Origin of the sequence: Providencia stuartii (assembly GCF_029277985.1) — a bacterium.
GTDB lineage: Bacteria > Pseudomonadota > Gammaproteobacteria > Enterobacterales > Enterobacteriaceae > Providencia > Providencia zhejiangensis.
The window spans coordinates 1,321,687-1,339,975 of the sequence record NZ_CP119546.1 but is presented as its reverse complement, the minus strand read 5'-3'; the positions used below and the strand labels follow the sequence as shown (position 1 = coordinate 1,339,975).

The 18,289-nt window shown below is 41.4% G+C and carries 19 protein-coding genes; 10 read left to right on the top strand and 9 right to left on the bottom strand.

What is annotated here, in order from left to right; genetic code table 11:
- Positions 1 to 5: 5 nt before the first annotated feature.
- From P2E05_RS05750 to cysS, 5 genes are all read right to left on the bottom strand, one after another.
- Positions 6 to 593, bottom strand: a complete 588-nt coding sequence (locus P2E05_RS05750) for a fimbrial protein (RefSeq protein WP_269723771.1) — start codon at positions 591 to 593, stop codon at positions 6 to 8.
- 34 nt (positions 594 to 627) lie between these two features.
- Positions 628 to 1,179 carry a fimbrial protein gene (locus P2E05_RS05745; protein ID WP_272687360.1) on the bottom strand — a complete coding sequence of 184 codons (552 nt, stop codon included), beginning with the start codon at positions 1,177 to 1,179 and terminating at the stop codon, positions 628 to 630.
- On the bottom strand, positions 1,163 to 1,888 hold the full coding sequence (locus P2E05_RS05740; RefSeq protein WP_163860850.1) for a fimbrial biogenesis chaperone: 726 nt from the start codon (positions 1,886 to 1,888) through the stop codon (positions 1,163 to 1,165). The genes P2E05_RS05745 and P2E05_RS05740 overlap by 17 nt, the downstream gene beginning before the upstream one ends.
- A 69-nt stretch (positions 1,889 to 1,957) precedes the next feature.
- Positions 1,958 to 2,473, bottom strand: a complete 516-nt coding sequence (locus P2E05_RS05735; protein ID WP_230085842.1) for a fimbrial protein — start codon at positions 2,471 to 2,473, stop codon at positions 1,958 to 1,960.
- Positions 2,474 to 3,143: 670 nt separating this feature from the next.
- The gene (cysS, locus tag P2E05_RS05730; RefSeq protein WP_154623281.1) at positions 3,144 to 4,532 is read right to left on the bottom strand and encodes a cysteine--tRNA ligase; all 1,389 of its coding nucleotides are present in this window, start codon (positions 4,530 to 4,532) and stop codon (positions 3,144 to 3,146) included.
- 411 nt (positions 4,533 to 4,943) lie between these two features.
- On the opposite strand from cysS, the gene ppiB reads away from it, so the two are divergent.
- The 5 genes from ppiB (at position 4,944) to P2E05_RS05705 (ending at position 9,271) form a co-directional block, all read left to right on the top strand.
- Complete coding sequence (gene ppiB / locus P2E05_RS05725) at positions 4,944 to 5,438, top strand: peptidylprolyl isomerase B (RefSeq protein ID WP_154623280.1); 495 nt, start codon at positions 4,944 to 4,946, stop codon at positions 5,436 to 5,438.
- A gap of 13 nt (positions 5,439 to 5,451) precedes the next feature.
- Positions 5,452 to 6,174 carry a UDP-2,3-diacylglucosamine diphosphatase gene (locus P2E05_RS05720; protein WP_154623279.1) on the top strand — a complete coding sequence of 241 codons (723 nt, stop codon included), beginning with the start codon at positions 5,452 to 5,454 and terminating at the stop codon, positions 6,172 to 6,174.
- Positions 6,175 to 6,333: 159 nt separating this feature from the next.
- The gene (gene purE, locus P2E05_RS05715) at positions 6,334 to 6,840 is read left to right on the top strand and encodes a 5-(carboxyamino)imidazole ribonucleotide mutase (protein ID WP_154623278.1); all 507 of its coding nucleotides are present in this window, start codon (positions 6,334 to 6,336) and stop codon (positions 6,838 to 6,840) included.
- Complete coding sequence (gene purK, locus P2E05_RS05710; RefSeq protein WP_163860846.1) at positions 6,837 to 7,919, top strand: 5-(carboxyamino)imidazole ribonucleotide synthase; 1,083 nt, start codon at positions 6,837 to 6,839, stop codon at positions 7,917 to 7,919. The genes purE and purK overlap by 4 nt, the downstream gene beginning before the upstream one ends.
- Positions 7,920 to 8,017: 98 nt before the next feature.
- Positions 8,018 to 9,271, top strand: a complete 1,254-nt coding sequence (locus P2E05_RS05705; protein ID WP_154623276.1) for a CynX/NimT family MFS transporter — start codon at positions 8,018 to 8,020, stop codon at positions 9,269 to 9,271.
- Between the two features lie 87 nt (positions 9,272 to 9,358).
- Here P2E05_RS05705 and P2E05_RS05700 read toward each other — a convergent pair whose 3' ends face one another.
- The 3 genes from P2E05_RS05700 to ybbA form a co-directional block, all read right to left on the bottom strand.
- Positions 9,359 to 10,723, bottom strand: a complete 1,365-nt coding sequence (locus P2E05_RS05700) for an esterase-like activity of phytase family protein (protein WP_196713415.1) — start codon at positions 10,721 to 10,723, stop codon at positions 9,359 to 9,361.
- Positions 10,724 to 10,874: 151 nt separating this feature from the next.
- On the bottom strand, positions 10,875 to 13,322 hold the full coding sequence (gene ybbP / locus P2E05_RS05695) for a putative ABC transporter permease subunit YbbP (protein WP_276123047.1): 2,448 nt from the start codon (positions 13,320 to 13,322) through the stop codon (positions 10,875 to 10,877).
- Complete coding sequence (ybbA, locus tag P2E05_RS05690; RefSeq protein WP_154623273.1) at positions 13,319 to 14,005, bottom strand: putative ABC transporter ATP-binding protein YbbA; 687 nt, start codon at positions 14,003 to 14,005, stop codon at positions 13,319 to 13,321. The genes ybbP and ybbA overlap by 4 nt, the downstream gene beginning before the upstream one ends.
- On the opposite strand from ybbA, the gene tesA reads away from it, so the two are divergent.
- The 5 genes from tesA (at position 13,976) to P2E05_RS05665 (ending at position 17,822) form a co-directional block, all read left to right on the top strand.
- Positions 13,976 to 14,614: a multifunctional acyl-CoA thioesterase I/protease I/lysophospholipase L1 gene (tesA, locus tag P2E05_RS05685; RefSeq protein WP_195848160.1), complete on the top strand. Its 639-nt coding sequence runs from the start codon at positions 13,976 to 13,978 to the stop codon at positions 14,612 to 14,614. The genes ybbA and tesA overlap by 30 nt on opposite strands.
- Positions 14,615 to 14,682: 68 nt before the next feature.
- Positions 14,683 to 15,468, top strand: coding sequence for an SDR family oxidoreductase (locus P2E05_RS05680; protein WP_154623271.1), 786 nt, complete (start codon positions 14,683 to 14,685; stop codon positions 15,466 to 15,468).
- A gap of 59 nt (positions 15,469 to 15,527) precedes the next feature.
- Positions 15,528 to 16,385, top strand: a complete 858-nt coding sequence (locus tag P2E05_RS05675; RefSeq protein WP_154623270.1) for a co-chaperone YbbN — start codon at positions 15,528 to 15,530, stop codon at positions 16,383 to 16,385.
- A gap of 13 nt (positions 16,386 to 16,398) precedes the next feature.
- Positions 16,399 to 17,346 (top strand): SPFH domain-containing protein, encoded by a 948-nt coding sequence (locus tag P2E05_RS05670; RefSeq protein ID WP_154623269.1) that lies wholly within the window; start codon positions 16,399 to 16,401, stop codon positions 17,344 to 17,346.
- Positions 17,343 to 17,822: an NfeD family protein gene (locus P2E05_RS05665; protein ID WP_154623268.1), complete on the top strand. Its 480-nt coding sequence runs from the start codon at positions 17,343 to 17,345 to the stop codon at positions 17,820 to 17,822. Before P2E05_RS05670 ends, P2E05_RS05665 begins: the two co-directional genes overlap by 4 nt.
- Here P2E05_RS05665 and cueR read toward each other — a convergent pair.
- On the bottom strand, positions 17,776 to 18,186 hold the full coding sequence (cueR, locus tag P2E05_RS05660; protein WP_154623282.1) for a Cu(I)-responsive transcriptional regulator: 411 nt from the start codon (positions 18,184 to 18,186) through the stop codon (positions 17,776 to 17,778). The two genes, P2E05_RS05665 and cueR, sit on opposite strands and share 47 nt — an antisense overlap.
- Between the last annotated feature and the right edge of the window lie 103 nt (positions 18,187 to 18,289).

Here is an 18,289-nt window from a genome sequence, read left to right as displayed (position 1 = left end):
TATTTTCAGTCATAAAAAAATTGAAATGTTACTGTGCTATGGAGTTTTCCACCTTGTAATTCACCGCTACAATTCCCACATGAAATTGTTGTCGTAAACGGTATTTTCGTTTTATTTAATATCGATAATGGGCTATTAGCCGTCCAAGTCGCATTAATCCACCCTGTTTCAGCTAAATTATTATTTGCTTTGAAATAGCTGTTTCCCTCTGTAGTGAGTAAAAAACCATATCCTTTCGCTGTTGAGCTGGCTGAATTTACATATAAAGGGCTACCACCAAGTGTTAAGCTTTCACCTGATACTTTAATTTTAGGTGTATAGTGAGTTAAGCTTTTACTATCACAATTAATAAAATCTAAGGTAAATTTTTCTTGTACCGCTGTTCCATTCTTCACATTCGAGGTCAAAATACTTGCGCCGTTATTAAATTCAATAATCGGCTGGCTGACACTAATTTCGCATGTGCCTTGAAGATACTCCGCTGAAAAATGAATGCGAATTGGCTCTGCTTTTACTAAGGCTATATGCCCCAGATAGTTTAATGTAATGACCAACAAAGCAAATTTCATAATCCGCTGTAATTGTTTATGCAAGATGAAAAAATTCTGCACAGTTGCCCCTTACTTCTCACTGAAAAAGAACGGTAAATGTAATATTGGCTTTTAAAAAATCAGGAGTAACCGTGTTCTCTACGCTGACAAGCCCAATTTCAAAATACTCCGTACTTGAGAATTGATTCGATGAATTTAATGGTGTTAAGGCAACCTGCTTACCTTGATTTTCTAATGCGTCATCACTATAAAAATCATTTAATCCACGTGTTTTTATCTTCCGCTGGATCATAAATCCTGTTCCATTAGGAGCGCCGTCTAAAAAAACTTTATTATTACCGCTATACGGCGTTATGCCTTTTAAACTTAATAACGGTGTTGTATTCCCACCTTCACATGAAACTTTTGCTGTAATCGGTTGTATTTCAACCGTTGTTTTTGCCGTTGGAAAATCGGTAACACTGTAAGGCTTAAAATCCAGTGACTTTTCTGATAACTCAATAGCGCAGCTACCATCAACTAAAGACGCTGATAAATCGACTTTTGCAGTACTCTCTGCATGAGCATGACTGATATTTACCAACATCAATGCCAGAAATATCGATGACAGTTTATTGAACCGAGCCATTGAATTGATCCCTTCCGCCAAAGTCATTGATTGCGCTCCACTGCACCTTGCCTTTTTGGTGAATATCTTGATACACCACATCACTAAAAGGGGCGATCATGGTATTACCTAATTTGGGATTAAGCTTAACCAATTTATTAGCCACTTTAATTTCACTGAGCGTGATGTAATAAGGTGTCGGGTTGGCCACTTTTAATCCATTAGAGTGCAGAGAGAATTTCAATAACCCCATAGCCTCTTTTTGGCTAATAGAAAACTTAACAGGTCGATAAAATAGTTTGATCGTATTTCCCGTTGCAATTTGCAATGTCCCTGCCAAGTTAGGGTTTGCTTTATCATCAAGCTTATCTGTTGCTGGTAATGCTATTGCTCTAAAATAAAAAATAGATTCACGATCTTTTGGTAAATCATTTTTAATTCTGAGAATTTTAACCTGATTTAAATTATTAGGTTCCAAGCGAAACATAGACGGTGTTGTCACAAACTTATCTTGAGCGACTTGTCCTTGTACATCACGATAAATTTGTGTACGAATTAAATATGGCGTATTCGAATTGTCTTCGCTTTTGATAGTAATGTTCGCACCTACATTGTCCCTACTCTCATTATAAATAATGCGAGTTCCATGCAATATGATCCCCGCTATTGCTGAGGTTGAACTCAGTAATAATAACATTGTTCCAATCATGCCAAATACTTTTACTATCATATCCCTACACCTAATAATTTATTTCACATTAAAATGAAGCGCAGAAATCTGCGCTTCAAGTATTACGAGTTACTCAGATGCATAAGCAATAATAATTGGCGCTGAATATGAACCAACAGCAGGCACAGCATCAGTCGAACCCATACCAACCTTGAAAGAATAATTAGTTGGTTGTGTTGCAGATACCGTTACAGGAATGGCTTTATTAGCAACGACTTGGTCTGTTTTGCCATCTTCTTGCAACATAAAGCCAACTGTAGGGTCGCTACCGATAAAGATATTTTTTGCTGTGTTAGCCGTCGTGGTTGTGCCTTGTACATATAAAGCACCTTTATCTGAATCCGCACTACAATTTTCTAATGATACAACAAGCGCCGTATCACCATTTTGTACATTGGGTGTAAAGCTATTTTGAGCAAAAGTACCAACATTAAATACTGAGTTGCCACCATTTGCAGTGACATTACAAGTTACCGCGGTAATTACACCATTCAGTGTAATATTATCGCTATTATCACCAGCAGCAGCACCAAAGCTGACGCCAGTAAATAACATCGCTGTAATTAACTTAGTTTTAAAAGCCATGATATTCCTCATGAACAAGTAGTGATTAATAGAGCTTAAGTAGCCTCATAATAAATTCAAAATAAATAAGAAATAAAAGATCAGTGTAAGTAGAAATAATATTTACCCCTACCTATTAAAATAATAAATAAAAATACATTTATGTAAACACCTGCTTTTTTAATAATGATAAAACTAAACCTCATTATATTATTTTAACATTTATTTAAATCTAAATTTTCATTTAAAATACTATCAGTGAGCCAACCAAAGCAAAAATAAAGAAATCTAAATCCATAATAGTCAGTTTTAGACTATAAAGTTGAAATATAAAATTATATTTAATTAACTTGGTAGTTTTTTGTGTTAATTAAGTATTAACACTTAATTTTGTGAGTTTATAGTCACTCAAGATAATTAAATAATGTTGCTACTTTTGAAATATTATTTATCAAAATAGCTCAAAAAATTAATTAAGCCCGTTGCGTTACTATTAATAACATTTGAATTTTTATACTATTAATATTTTAAAAGCCGATATCTTTTAAGTGACTTAATTGGAATTTTTTAGCTGAATCGATACCAGCTTTATTTATTAATCCATAAATAAAGTAGGATGTTAAATGCAGAAAAAGGGAATAAAAAAACCCGTTAAAAATATTTTAACGGGTTAATCTAATCGTATGAGAGGTTATTTACGGCGCCAAGTTGTTCCTTGTGCACCATCTTCTAGCACAATTCCCATTGCCGTTAATTCATCACGGGCTGCATCGGCTAAAGCCCATTCCTTATTTTTACGGGCGTCATTACGCTGTTTAATCAGTGCTTCAATTTTAGCAACTTCTTCATCGCCTTCACTTTGTGCATTACCTTGCAAAAAGGCTTCCGGCTCTTGTTCAAGTAATCCTAATACACTGGCTAATTGACGTAATTCCGCTGCCAATTCATTCGCAGCAACCATGTTTTCTGCTTTTAAGCGGTTAATTTCGCGAGCCATGTCAAACAGGACGGAATAAGCCTCTGGTGTATTAAAATCATCGTTCATCGCTTCTTCAAAACGGTGCTTAAATACTTCACCACCCGCAGGAGCCACTGATTTATCTGTACCACGAAGCGCGGTGTATAAACGCTCTAAAGCCGTACGAGCTTGCTTTAGATTCTCTTCAGTATAATTTAATTGGCTACGATAATGGCCAGATAATAAGAAATAACGCACGGTTTCAGGATCGTAATATCCTAGTACATCACGAATAGTAAAGAAATTATTCAGTGATTTAGACATTTTTTCACGATCAACCATCACCATCCCTGAATGCATCCAGTAATTCACATAAGGACCATCATGAGCACAGGTAGATTGCGCGATTTCATTTTCATGATGTGGGAACATCAAATCAGAACCCCCACCATGGATATCAAAGTGATTACCCAATGCTTTGCTGTTCATCGCGGAACACTCAATATGCCAGCCTGGGCGACCTAAGCCCCATGGTGATTCCCAGCTAGGCTCACCTTCTTTTGACATTTTCCATAGTACAAAATCCATTGGGTTACGTTTAACATCAGCAACTTCAACACGCGCCCCTGCTTGTAGTTGTTCTAGATCTTGACGAGATAATTGCCCATAATCTTTATCTGTTTTCACCTCAAACATCACATCACCGTTTTCTGCCACATATGCATGGCCACGTTTGATCAGTAAGTCAGTGAGCTCGATAATTTCTTTAATATGCTGTGTTGCGCGAGGTTCACTATCAGGTCTTAGGATATTGAGAGCATCAAAATCCTTGTGCATTTCAGCCAGCATGCGAGTCGTTAACGCATCAACTGTTTCATTATTTTCAGCAGCACGTTTGATAATTTTATCGTCAATATCCGTCACGTTACGTACATAAGTGAGGTCATAACCCAGATAGCGTAAATAACGGCTAATGGCATCAAAAGCCACAAATGTACGACCATGACCAATATGACACAAATCGTAAATGGTGATACCACACACGTACATCCCTATTTTCCCTGGGTGAATGGGTTTAAACTCTTCTTTTTGGCGACTCAGTGTATTAAAAATCTGTAGCATCTGGACTATTCCGTTAAATGTGTACGTGTTTATCACCCATATACTCGACTCACTCCCAGTTACCGCGCGACGGATAGCATTCGCTCATCCTATGCTAGTATTTCGGAAGCTGCTCGCGATAGACCTATCGTGAATTCGCATCTCAAACTCTTTGGAGTATCGCTGGTTCAAGCTATTAAGGGATATTTCAATAAATATAAGGTATCTACCTACAAAATAGAATGATATTGAACCCTGAACACTATCAGAATGCAAGAAATACACATGATCTTTGTCATACTATCGCTATCGTTCAACGCATTGATAACCTAGACAGTGACTTCAAGTCGGGTTTTATCTGTGATATAAACTTCCTGACAACCACGCCTTCAACAGAAGGCGCAATAAATACAATTATTCAGGATAGCTATTATGGTGACTTTTCATACCAATCACGGTGACATTGTTATTAACACTTTTGACGATAAAGCTCCAGTAACCGTCGAAAACTTTTTGAATTACTGCCGTGAAGGTTTCTACAATAATACCATTTTCCACCGTGTCATTAATGGTTTCATGATCCAAGGCGGCGGTTTTGAACCTGGCATGAAACAAAAAGCAACAAAAGCACAGATCAAAAACGAAGCTAATAACGGCTTAAAAAATAATCGTGGTACTTTAGCCATGGCTCGTACTAACGATCCACACTCAGCTACAGCACAGTTTTTCATTAACGTTGTTGATAACGACTTCCTTAACTTCCGTTCAGAACACCCTGATGGTTGGGGCTACTGTGTATTTGCAGAAGTTGTTGAAGGTATGGACGTTGTTGACAAAATCAAAGGGGTTTCAACAGGTCGTAGTGGTTTCCACCAAGACGTTCCACGCGAAGATGTTGTGATTGAAAAAGTGACTGTTAGCGAATAATTCGACGCATAATATGTCCACTTATATCATTGCAGACCTGCATTTGAGTGAAGATGAACCGGCGATTACCGCCGGTTTTATGAATTTTATTCACCAACAAGCTATTGATGCCGACAGCCTGTATATCCTCGGCGACTTTTTTAATTATTGGATTGGTGATGACGATAAGACTCAGCTCCATCAACAAGTGGCTGAAGCCTTAAAAAGCCTTACTGACCGTGGTATCCCTTGTTACTTTATTCATGGAAACCGTGACTTCTTACTAGGCAAACGTTATGCCAAGCAATGTGGCATGACGATACTTAACCAAGAAACATTGCTTGAACTTTATGGTCAACGCGTGTTGATTTTGCATGGCGATACACTGTGTACCGATGACCAAGCTTATCAACGTTATCGTCAAAAGGTCCACACACCATGGATCCAACGTGTATTTTTAACTTTACCTCTATTTATCCGCCGACGTATTGCTGAAAAAATGCGTAAAAATAGTCAATATGCTAGCAGTATGAAAGCCGAATCAATTATGGATGTCAATCAGCAGGCCGTTATTGCAGCGTTAGAACACTATCAAGCGGACTGGATGATACATGGTCATACCCATCGCCCCGCTATTCATGAAATTGATGTCGCTGATAAACGTTATTATCGCGGCGTTTTAGGTGCATGGCATCATGAAGGCTCAGCATTTGTGATAAATGAACAAGGTATTGAGCTCATTTTTTTCCCTTTTTAATCTCTGATACGGTAACTCAGTAAATTGCTCAACCCGCATTCGTTTGCTGATATTTTAACCACGCAAACGTTTTCCTTAGCGAGTTACCATGATATGATCGGGGCAATTCATTTTTCCCACCTCACGGTGAAAATTTATTAACCACAGGGATTACACAAAATGACTGCTCAATCTGCGGCAAAAATCGCTATTGTTATGGGTTCTAAAAGTGATTGGACAACCATGCAACACGCTGCCGATGTCTTAACCGAGCTGCAACTGCCTTTCCACGTTGAAATTGTCTCAGCACATCGTACCCCCGACAAACTATTTTCCTTTGCGGAACAAGCAAAAGAAAATGGCTTTGAGGTGATTATTGCAGGAGCCGGCGGAGCCGCTCATTTACCGGGTATGCTTGCAGCAAAAACCTTAGTTCCTGTGTTAGGTGTTCCAGTACAAAGCGCTGCGTTGAGTGGTGTCGATAGTCTCTACTCTATTGTACAAATGCCTAAAGGTATCCCTGTAGGTACACTGGCAATCGGTAAGGCCGGTGCTGCAAATGCGGCACTACTGGCCGCACAAATTCTTGCGAATACTGATAAGGCGCTATTTGCTCGCTTAGCCGCTTGGCGTGAGGCGCAAACGAATGATGTGCTTAACAACCCTGATCCTCGGGAGGCACAATGAAACCCGTCTGTGTCCTTGGTAATGGTCAATTAGGCCGCATGTTGCGTCAAGCAGGTGAACCGCTTGGTATTGCAGTATTTCCTGTTGGGTTAGATGCGGAACCTGAAGCCGTTCCCTATCAACAAAGTGTTATCACCGCAGAAATTGAGCGCTGGCCTGAAACACCACTGACTAAAGAGCTAGCACTTCATAATGCCTTTATTAACCGAGATATTTTTCCTCGTTTAGCAGATAGATTCCCACAAAAAAGCCTCTTTGATTCGCTGGGTTTAGCCACCGCACCTTGGGCTTCTCTTGACGCTAAAGCGCAATGGCCTGAACTCTTTGCAACCCTCGGTGATTTCTTGATCGTCAAACGTAGAACGGGTGGCTATGATGGCCGTGGTCAATGGCGTGTTTCACCCGGCAACGAAGCGAGTCTACCTGATGAAATCTATGGGAACTGTATTGTCGAGCAAGGTATCCCTTTTGATGCAGAAGTATCCGTTATTGGCGCGCGTAATCGTGCGGGGGAGTGTGTATTTTATCCTATCACCCATAACCTACATCAAGAAGGTATCTTACGCACCAGTGTCGCTTTCCCCAACGCGAACCATTCACAGCAGCAACAAGCTCAGGCTATGTTAAGTGCTGTCATGAATGAGCTAGATTATGTTGGTGTTATGGCAATGGAGTGTTTTGTCGTTGGTGATAAATTACTTATCAATGAATTAGCTCCACGTGTGCATAACAGTGGTCACTGGACCCAGAACGGTGCCTCTATCAGCCAATTTGAATTGCATTTACGCGCTATTTTAGATTTACCAATGCCATCGCCGACAGTATTTAATCCTTCTGTTATGGTGAATTTAATTGGCACTGAGCTCAATCAACAATGGTTAAGTTTACCGTTAGTTCATCTGCACTGGTATGAAAAAGACGTTCGTCCTGTTCGTAAAGTTGGTCATTTAAACCTGACTCACAGCTGCCCAACTGAGCTTGCTGACAGCCTAAATTCGCTAGTAGAGCTGTTACCAAATGAGTACAAAAGTGGCATTGACTGGGCGAAAGAAAAATTAAACTGGTACTACAGCCAATAAATAGGGAAAATAGCGCCATACGATGCCCGATATTTTCGGGCATTTTGCATTTATATGGCTGCTTTTTTTTACGAAAAGGCAGAGTTACTGGAGTTGACATGGCCGCGACAGATTCCCCATCCTTATTTAGCCCACTCTATCAGTGGAGTATCCTCATTCTTTTAGGGATGGTTTATTTTTTAGCCACTGCAACCACCTTTACGTCATTGGGTGTTGTCCTCCCCAGTATGATCGAAGAGCTGAAATGGAGCTGGACAGAAGCAGGGTTTGGTTTCACCTTATTAGGGTTAACCTGTGGTCTTGCAAGTTTCCTGCCCTCCTTGCTTATCCGAAAAATCGGCGTTCGCCTGACACTCCTTCTCGGTACGCTGATCTTTATTGCCGGTTTTTATAGTTTATATTCAACAGAAACCATTAACCGCTATTTTCTTGGCACAGCACTCATTGGTGTGGGTTTCACTTTACTGGCGACCGTTCCTGGAACCTATGTGCTTTCTCGCCTATTTGAAAAGCAGTCATTAGCCTTTGGTTTATATTTTACGATTGGTGGATTGGGTGGTGTCGCTGGGCCTTGGATCTATTTTTATGCATCAAATCAGTTAGGTTCGTGGCGTATGCATTGGGTACTCTGCGCTGTTTACCTTGGTATTGTGACATTCATTACCCTGTTAGCATTGCGTGAAGGTAATCGAGAACGAGAACATGCTAAACATGTGATGCAAAAACAGGTTAGCGACGGCAGTAAACCGATTTATCGCACTACAGAGGTATGGACAGTACGTCGTGCTTTGCGCACTTGGCAGTTTTATTTAATAGCAGCAACCTATACTTCATTTTTATGGTGCGGTATTACGGTTAACAGTTTCGCGGTTGCCCATATTGAAGAGCGCGGCTTTGGTATCACTATTGCCGTTTCATTACTCAGTACAATGGCTTTTGTTAACGCATTTTCAAGATTTATTGGTGGTGCCGTTGGAGAATGGTTGGAGCCCAAAAAACTGTTAATTGTTAGCCTGATCATTATGGTATTTGGGGTTATTTCATTAAGTATCGCAACCTCATGGTTATGGTTGATATTATTTGTGCTCTGTGTCGGTATCGGCTATGGCATGACTTTCTTAGCCTCCAGCGTTTTATTATCCAATTATTTTGGTCGTGGCCCCTATTTAGAGTTATTTTCCGTGGTGAATTTAATTTCTACTGTGGCGTGTTTAGCGCCATTTATTGCGGGTGCGATTAAGGATTATACAAGTAGTTTTACACCTGCATTTCTTATTATCGCCGCCCCTGTTGTCGTGATCCTCATGCTAACGTTAATGATGAAACCGCCTGTTTTATCCGCTAAAAAATGATGCCATTTATCACTGTATGTCGTGAGTGATAAAATAAAAAAGCTCGGGCTACACCCCGAGCAAAAAAATCAAAATAGACAAGGAAAATTAAGGATTTAACAACGCAGGTACCTTTAATAAGATAAATTCATTATCATCCGCTTGATTAGGGTCACGGCTCGATGAAAATGGATAGTTATTATCATTACCGACAATAATATGTTCACTATCGACAACATCAACATTTTCAATCGTAAAGAATGGGAAAGTGAATACGCCATTATTCAACGGTTTCTTTGCCATTCCTTGCGGGTCTTTTATATTCATTAAATCGATATAGGCTTGTTTATCAACCGGTTTGCCTTGATTGGTATCCGAAAACTCAATACGATAAACACGCTTAAACTTCGCTAGTTGACTAAAACAATTTTGCGTCTCTGTGGCACTTTCAGGACAGGCTTTATCGGCTGTGCCTTCTCCATTATCACGCTCAATAATCAAACCGTGTGTATCATCAATCATATTGAAATCGCCGATGGCATTTTGATTATCTTCAAAGACATATAACCAACTACGTCCACTCCATTGCTGTTTTTTCACATCAAATTCAAGGATACGAGCGGCACGCTTGCCATCGACATTTTCATAATCTTGTTTCTCTTCATCCCAAATAGCCCCTTCAAGCATGGGGTATAGCTTAGTGCCATCTGGTGATGAGGCCATGCCTTCAAAACCTTTTGAACGGTTGACTTGAAAATGAATTTTATCCGTAGGTTTAGCAGGCGTGGTAACTTGATAGTGATCAGGTGAAATCACTTTTTTGCCATCAACGTGAGTTTCAAATAATGCGAGAACTTTGCCATTGAGGTCCATCTTAATTAAATAAGGACCAAACTCATCCCCTACCCATAATGCGCCATCCGCAAATTGAAAGCTTTCAGGATCAAAATCACTCCCTGTTAGATAACGCTTATCTGTACTTTCATTCATGATATGAAATGGAATGATTTTATCCGGGTCGTGGAAGAAAACAGTATTGAGTGGATTGGCTTGGCCGGTTTTAAAATCAATGTCGTATTGAGTTAAATACAGCATCGAGTCTGGTGAATTAACCTTATTGCCATAACCATTGTCGGTCAGTACCCAATAGGTGCCATCGGCCATACGTTTAATACCGGAATGTCCCTGTCGAGGTTGACCTTTAATCGGTACATGCATCCCAGTTGGACGATCAGCAGACTTCCCTTCAACCTTACCGAGTTCGTCAATACGATTTCCTGTCGTATATTTTCCGCTAACCTGTAAATCTAGTGGTGCATCAGTGGGCGCTGGTACTGTAGAATTGACCGATAAAATAGCGTGTCCTGCTAGTGTTGCAGAGACTTCTTGTTGAGCATACCCTGTGTTGGAAAATGCAATCAATGTTGCAAGTAACGATAATGTACGTAATTTTATGGTGCGGCGAGGCTGCATTATTATGTTCCCATCAAATAGTTAATCATTTATTGACTCGGGAATCATAAGCAGGATAAATGACAATTTAGTGATGGAATTAAGACAGTTATTTGAACGGCTTCTTACTCCTGCACTAGTCAAAAATAAGAAGCCGTATTCATAAAATAAATTAGCTATTTGGCATGCGACGATGTTGATTGCCAGTGCCTAACAAACGAATGCCAAGCCAGCTACCACAAATCGATAGCAGTAGCGCTGCACATAATGGCAATAATAACCACATTGACCACTCTGGCTGCCAAGGAAAATCAAACACTTTGGTTTGTAATAACCATAAAGCAACCTCTGCACCAAATGCCGCCGCAAGTCCCGCCATTAAGCCAAGTAAGGCAAATTCACTCCATAAGGTACGACGCATCAATTTTTTACTTGCCCCTAACGTGCGATAGACCACTAACTCGCGTTCTCTTTGGCTCATTCCGACTTGAATTTGCGCTAATAAAAGTAGTAAACCACAGAAAATCACGAGTACTACCATGACTTCAAGCGCTTGACTTACTTGTTGTAAAATTTGCTGGATTTGTGCGATCAAGGCACCAGTATCTAATACATTGATAGTAGGATAGTTACGGCTCAAATCCGTTAACAATTTGCCATTGCCATCATAGTAAAAACTGCTCATCCATGTCGCGGGGATATCGTTTAAAGTCTCCTCTGAGAAGATAAAGAAAAAGTTCGGTCGCAAACTTTCCCAGTCAACAGTACGAATGCTACTGACTGTTGCACTAAAGACTTGAGCTCCCGCATTAAACGTCAGTTTATCCCCTATTTTGATTCCTAGCTGTTTCACCACAGTTTGTTCAATGGAAACTTCTCCCTCTTTAGGCGGCCACGTTCCTTCATTCACCACATTGGCGTCAGGTAGAGAGGATTGCCATGTGAGGCTTAATTCACGTCGCACCGTATTATTGTTAGGGTCTCTCTCATCAGCCCACTCTATTGCAGAGGTATTATTTATTTCAGACAAACGAGCTAATACTACCGGATAAAACTCTGTCGGCTTCACTTGGTGCTTCGCTAACAGCTCTGTCACCGGTTTTATCTGTGACTCATTCATATTAATTAGAAAATAATTGGGGCTGTCTGCTGGCAGTTGCTGCTGCCATTTATCCAATAAATCCCCCCTCACTAAGATCAATAGTGCCAGTAACATGAATGAGAGCGAAAATGCGCTCATTTGCGTAATTGTTTGTAGCGGTTGACGCAATAAACGGCTAACTGAAAGACGTAAACTCAATTGCTTAAACTTCAATTGCCGCAATAGCCACAAACCAAGCCACCCAATTAATGCCAATAAAACCGCGACGATCACAATACCAATCAAAATTGACCATAAAAGAGGGTTAACTCCGGCAAACAGAAAGAGTCCCCCAACAACGATCAAGCTGACGATTGGCAAATAATAATACAGCGGCCAAACAGGTGAAGGAGCATCTTCCCGTAAAACTCGTGATGGTTGCGTAGCCATCAATTGGCGATAAGGACGGATCCCGACAATTATGGCGATTAAAAATAGCGTACCAATAGCCCAAACCCATGGCCATAAACTCGCTGAAGGAAGTGCTTTAGGTAACATTGCGCCCAGTATTTGCATCAAAATACCTTCGAACGCTAATCCTAACAGCGACCCTAATAGCGCCGCCGCCATTAATATCACTAACCACTGACCAATAACCCATTTTTGTAATGCTGAACACCCAGCCCCCAACGTTTTCAATACCGCAATTAGTTGGTGACGACTACGACAATAATGGGTCATCGAGACAACCACTGCCGCGATTGCTAACAACAAGGTCAACAATACCGACAGCAGTAAAAATTGCTGAGCGCGTTGGAACGTTTTCCCTACTGCCCCGCTATTTTCTTTTAAGGTATACCAACGTTGGTCAGTTCTGAGTTGCTTATCAAACTGAGCCTCAAATGCATCAATAGCGGCACTATCGCCCGCAAACATATCGCGATAAGTTAAGCGGCTCCCTACCTGAACTGCTCCTGTCGATTCTGCATCGTCCAATGCAATTAACACTCTAGGGGCAATTTGAAATGGGTTAAAACCACTATCAGGCTCTTGAATTAATTTACCTGAAATTTTTAACGTGGCATCGCCAATATCAATATCATCGCCAATCTTTAAATTCAGTAACTCCAATAAACGAGGGGTGACTAAAATTTCCCCTTTCGTTGGGCGCAGCCCTGCTGGCTCAGTAATGAGCTCACCATACAATGGATATGCCTGATCCGCCGCTTTCACTAGGACTAGTTGAGGGCGTAACGCTTCATCTACCGTTGAGTATGCCATGGTAGAAAACGACATTTGCTGGCTTAGCGTTAAGCCGTTATCTTTGGCTTGTTGTAACCAAGAGGGATCACTAGGATGAGATGAACGTAGCACCAAATCGCCTGCCAACAGTTCACGGCTTTGATAGCTCATGCTGTTTTCAATACGATCGCTAATGCGTCCTAACGCTAAAACACATGCCACTGCCAATGTTAGCGCAAGCCAGACAATCAAAAGTGATGGCGTTTTCCATTCTCGCCAAAACCAACGCCAAATCATGCCTCTTCCCTCAATACACCATCCACTAATCGTAAACGACGTTGGCAACGAGCTGCCAATTCATTGTCATGGGTCACTAAAATCAACGTCGTGCCATATTCTTTGTTCATTGAGAATAATAAGTCTGCAATTTTATCGCCGGTATGACGATCAAGGTTGCCAGTCGGTTCATCTGCAAACAGAATTTTAGGGCGACCATTAAATGCTCTCGCTAAGGCGACACGCTGTTGTTCACCTCCTGATAATTGAGCTGGCATATGTTTTAATCGATTACCTAACCCCAATTCAGTCAATAAACTCGCGGCTTGTTGATAACTTGCAGACTCGGGCTCTCCGCGCAATAAGGCGGGTAACTGCACATTCTCTAGCGCATTGAGTGAAGGGATCAACATAAACGATTGAAAAACAAATCCAACACTCTGAGCACGGAGAAATGCCCGTTGTTCTTCATCCAGTTGAGTAAGATCTTGGCCTAACAGGCTAACGCTACCGCTGCTGCCATCATCCAGTCCAGCAATGATACCGAGCAGTGTCGATTTACCAGAACCTGACTCGCCAATTAAAGCAATTGTTTGACCGGACTCGACAATTAGCTCAACACCTTGCAATATAGTCAATTCATGTTCACCTTGACCAACACGTTTAATGAGATGATGAACTTCAAGAATATTTTCCGCCGACATTTACTGGTATTTCTCCTGTTATTTGGCGCGAGTGGACCAGCACTCGCCACCACAAAACTATTGATCCTGGGTGACAGCCTAAGTGCAGGCTATCGACTACCGGCAGAGCAAGCTTGGGCATCCTTACTCGCCGAACGTTGGCAGAAATTGTCACCGCCCGTTATTGTTGTTAACGGCAGTATCAGTGGAAACACCTCCGCACAAGGACTGGAGCGTCTTCCTGCCTTACTGGAACAAAATAAACCCGACTGGGTGTTGATCGAGTTAGGTGCAAACGATGGTTTGCAGGGGTTATCTGTTCAACAGATGGAAAACACACTACAACAAATTATCGAACAAATAACGCAATCGGGCGCTAAACCGCTTTTAATGCAAATTCGTATACCGCCAAACTACGGTAAACGCTATACTTCTAGTTTTGAAAAAGTCTATCCAACGCTTGCGCAAAAAAATGCGGTTCCACTGCTGCCTTTTTATATGGAAACCATTATTACCAAGCCTGAATGGATCCAACAGGATGGTATTCATCCAACAGAAGAAGCTCAACCTTCTATTGCTGATTTTATGGAAAAACAATTGCAACCTTATTTATTTTCACCATCAGAATAAAGGTTTAAATAAGTGAGTAATAATAAAGCAATTTTTATCTCAATTTGAGCCTACAGGTAGGTAAAGTTATGCAAAAATCGGTATTTATCACTGGTGCATCTAGCGGTATTGGGTTGTGTGCAGCTCAAACCCTTCGCCAACGCGGCTATCATGTGATTGTCGCTTGCCGTAAAGAAGCCGATATTTTACGTCTCAAAGGATTGGGATTTGATGCTGTAGAGCTCAATCTTGATGATAACCATAGCATAGATCGCGCTGCGGATGAGGTACTCAGCCTCTGTCATGGTCGGCTTTTCGGATTATTCAATAACGCGGGATTTGGCGTCTACGGTGAACTCACTAGTATTAGCCGCCAGCAGTTAGAAGCTCAGTTTTCGACTAACTTTTTCGGAATACACCAATTGACCTTGCGTCTACTCCCAGCGATGCTAGCACATAATGAAGGGCGGATCGTCCAAACTAGCTCAGTGATGGGGATTATCTCTACGCCCGGCCGTGGCGCTTATGCCGCCAGTAAATATGCATTAGAGGCTTGGTCAGATGCACTACGTCTCGAATTAAAAGGGACCAACATCCATGTGAGTTTAATTGAACCGGGACCTATTCATACCCATTTCACCCATAACGTAGAACAGACTCAGCTGGATAAACCGGTTAAAAATCCAAGTATCGCACAACGTTTTACCTTAACCCCAGAACATGTGGTGGAAAAATTAGTGCATGCCCTTGAAAGCACTCGTCCACGTATTCGTTATTCTGTTACGTTACTGACTGTTGCGGTACGTATTCTAAAACGACTCTTGCCGGACTGTTTAATGGATAAAATACTGGCGGGTCAGGGAAAAAAAGCTTGAAAAAAAACAAATTAGCCCCACGTATACAATATTAGAAACTTATTTGAAAGAGATATCTTATGCAAGCTTTTGCCCAAATCATCGATGTTAATGAACAAAACCTGCACCAAGTCGTAGAACAATCAATGCAGATACCTGTTATGTTCTATTTCTGGTCAGCACAAAGTCCACATTGCCAAGAGCTTGGCGCAACGCTCGACAAAATTGCCAATGACTATGCCGGCCTATTTATATTGGCTCGAGTTAATTGTGATGTAGAACAAAACGTTGCCGCTCAGTTTGGTCTTCGAGCAATCCCTACTGTCTATGTATTGCAAGAAGGTCGTCCTGTTGATGGTTTTCAAGGCCCTCAACCCGAGGAAGTCGTGTTAGAGATACTTTCACGCGTTTTACCAAGCCCTGAAGAATTAAAAGCAGCACAAGCAGCAGAATTGATCGCTGAAGGTAAGCACCAAGAAGCCTTACCATTACTGAAAGAAGCCCACCAGCTCAATGCTAAAAACAGTGAAATCACATTACTGCTGGCTGAAACGCAAATCCACCTGAATCAAGTTGATGAGGCTGAAACGACATTGTCATCCGTGCCAATGCAAGATCAAGACAGCCGTTATCAAGGCTTGCTTGCCCAAATTGAACTGTTAAGACAAGCTGCTGATACACCAGAAATTCAACAGCTACAACAGCAATTTGAAGCAGACCCGAGCAATGCGGCTTTAGCAGTGCAATTAGCCCTAAAATTGCATGAAGTCAATCGTAATGAAGAAGCATTAGAAATATTACTAAACTTCTTGAAAAAAGACCTCAGTGCTGGAGAAGGCGCTGTGAAAAAAACCATGATGGATATTATGTCAGCGATGGGAACGGGTGATGCTGTCGCCAGTAAATATCGTCGCCAAGTGTATTCATTACTTTATTAAGTAAGGATTAATAATGGACTTGTTCGCGTTTGGTGCTATACCCATAATCATTTTTATCGCCATCGTTATTGTTTTTACCTGCGTAAAAACAGTACCGCAAGGATACCAATGGACTGTTGAACGTTTTGGGCGCTATACCCGCACATTACAACCGGGTCTTCATATCATTGTGCCTTTTATGGATAAAATAGGTCGTCGTATCAATATGATGGAACAAGTTCTTGATATTCCATCACAAGAAGTTATCTCACGCGATAACGCTAACGTAACGATTGATGCTGTTTGCTTTATTCAAGTCGTTGACCCAGTCCGTGCAGCCTATGAAGTCAGCAACCTTGAGCTATCTGTGCTGAATCTCACCATGACCAATATCCGTACCGTTTTAGGCTCAATGGAATTGGATGAAATGCTGTCACAACGTGATGCGATTAACTCTCGCCTGCTTCATATCGTAGATGATGCAACCAACCCTTGGGGCGTGAAAATTACCCGTATTGAAATTCGTGATGTAAAACCGCCTAAAGAGCTTATTAACGCGATGAACGCACAGATGAAAGCGGAACGTACTAAGCGTGCTGATATTCTTGAGGCAGAGGGTATCCGTCAAGCCGCGATCCTAAAAGCCGAAGGTGAAAAACAATCACAAATTCTCAAAGCTGAAGGGGATCGTCAGTCTGCATTCCTGCAAGCAGAGGCTCGCGAGAGAGCCGCTGAGGCCGAGGCTAAAGCCACCCAAATGGTGTCTGAGGCTATCTCTGCCGGTGACATGCAAGCCATTAATTATTTCGTTGCTCAGAAATACACCGATGCACTTGCTAGCATTGGTGCGGCAGATAATAGTAAAGTCATCATGATGCCTCTTGAAGCCAGTAATTTAATGGGGGCGATTGGCGGTATCTCTGAACTTATCAACCAGAGTAAAAACAGCAATAACAACACTAAAAAGCAGGAAAACTCATGATAGAACTTATCAGCGCTCAACCTGCTTGGTTTTGGCTATGCCTTGGTGGTTTATTGCTGATTGCTGAATTACTCGGCACCGGAGGTTATCTATTATGGTCAGGTATCGCCGCGGTAGTCGTGGCGATCACGGCATTGCTCCTGCCTTTCCTTGGGTGGGAATGGCAAGGCATCTTATTTGCCGTCTTCACCATCGCTTCCGCGATATTATGGCGGAAATGGTTAAGTTCACGCAAAAATGTGCCCGCTGATGAGATAAACCAAAAAAGCCATCAACTTATTGGCGTCAAAGTTCGTTTACTCTCTGATACTGAAGAGGGTTTTAGCCGTGCACGTCTAGCGGATGGCAGCTGGCGAGTCTATAGTGAATTACCATTAAAAGCCGGAACTGAGGTGATTATCACCTCAGTTGATGGTATCACATTGCATGTTAAGCCTTGTCATGATGACAACAGCTCCGTGCAAGGTGATCAATAATCGGGCAATCAGCGCCCTCATCACCAGGACAGGCATCCACTAATTCTTGTAAGGTATCCTTTATGGCAGACAATTTTGCAATTGTCTGCTCTAATTCAGCGATTTTAGCCATCGTCGTACTTTTTACGTCAGCACTGTGTCTCGCTGGATTACGGAACAAGCCTAGTAATTCGCCACACTCCTCTAAGGTAAACCCAACATCTTTTGCTTGTTTCAATAAGCCCAATTCATCGAGATGTCTATCCTGATAATAGCGATAACTATTTTCGCCCCGCTCAGGTGGCGTAATTAAACCTTTTTCTTCATAAAAACGAATGGCCTTTGCGGTAAGGCCTGTTTTTTTGGCAATTTCGCTAATATTCATCATATCTCTTGACCTTAACCTTGAGGGAAGGTTTAACCTTTTCTATATATCAAAATTTATATGATTTAAAAAACTCATTGAATTCTGTCATGATAATAAAAAA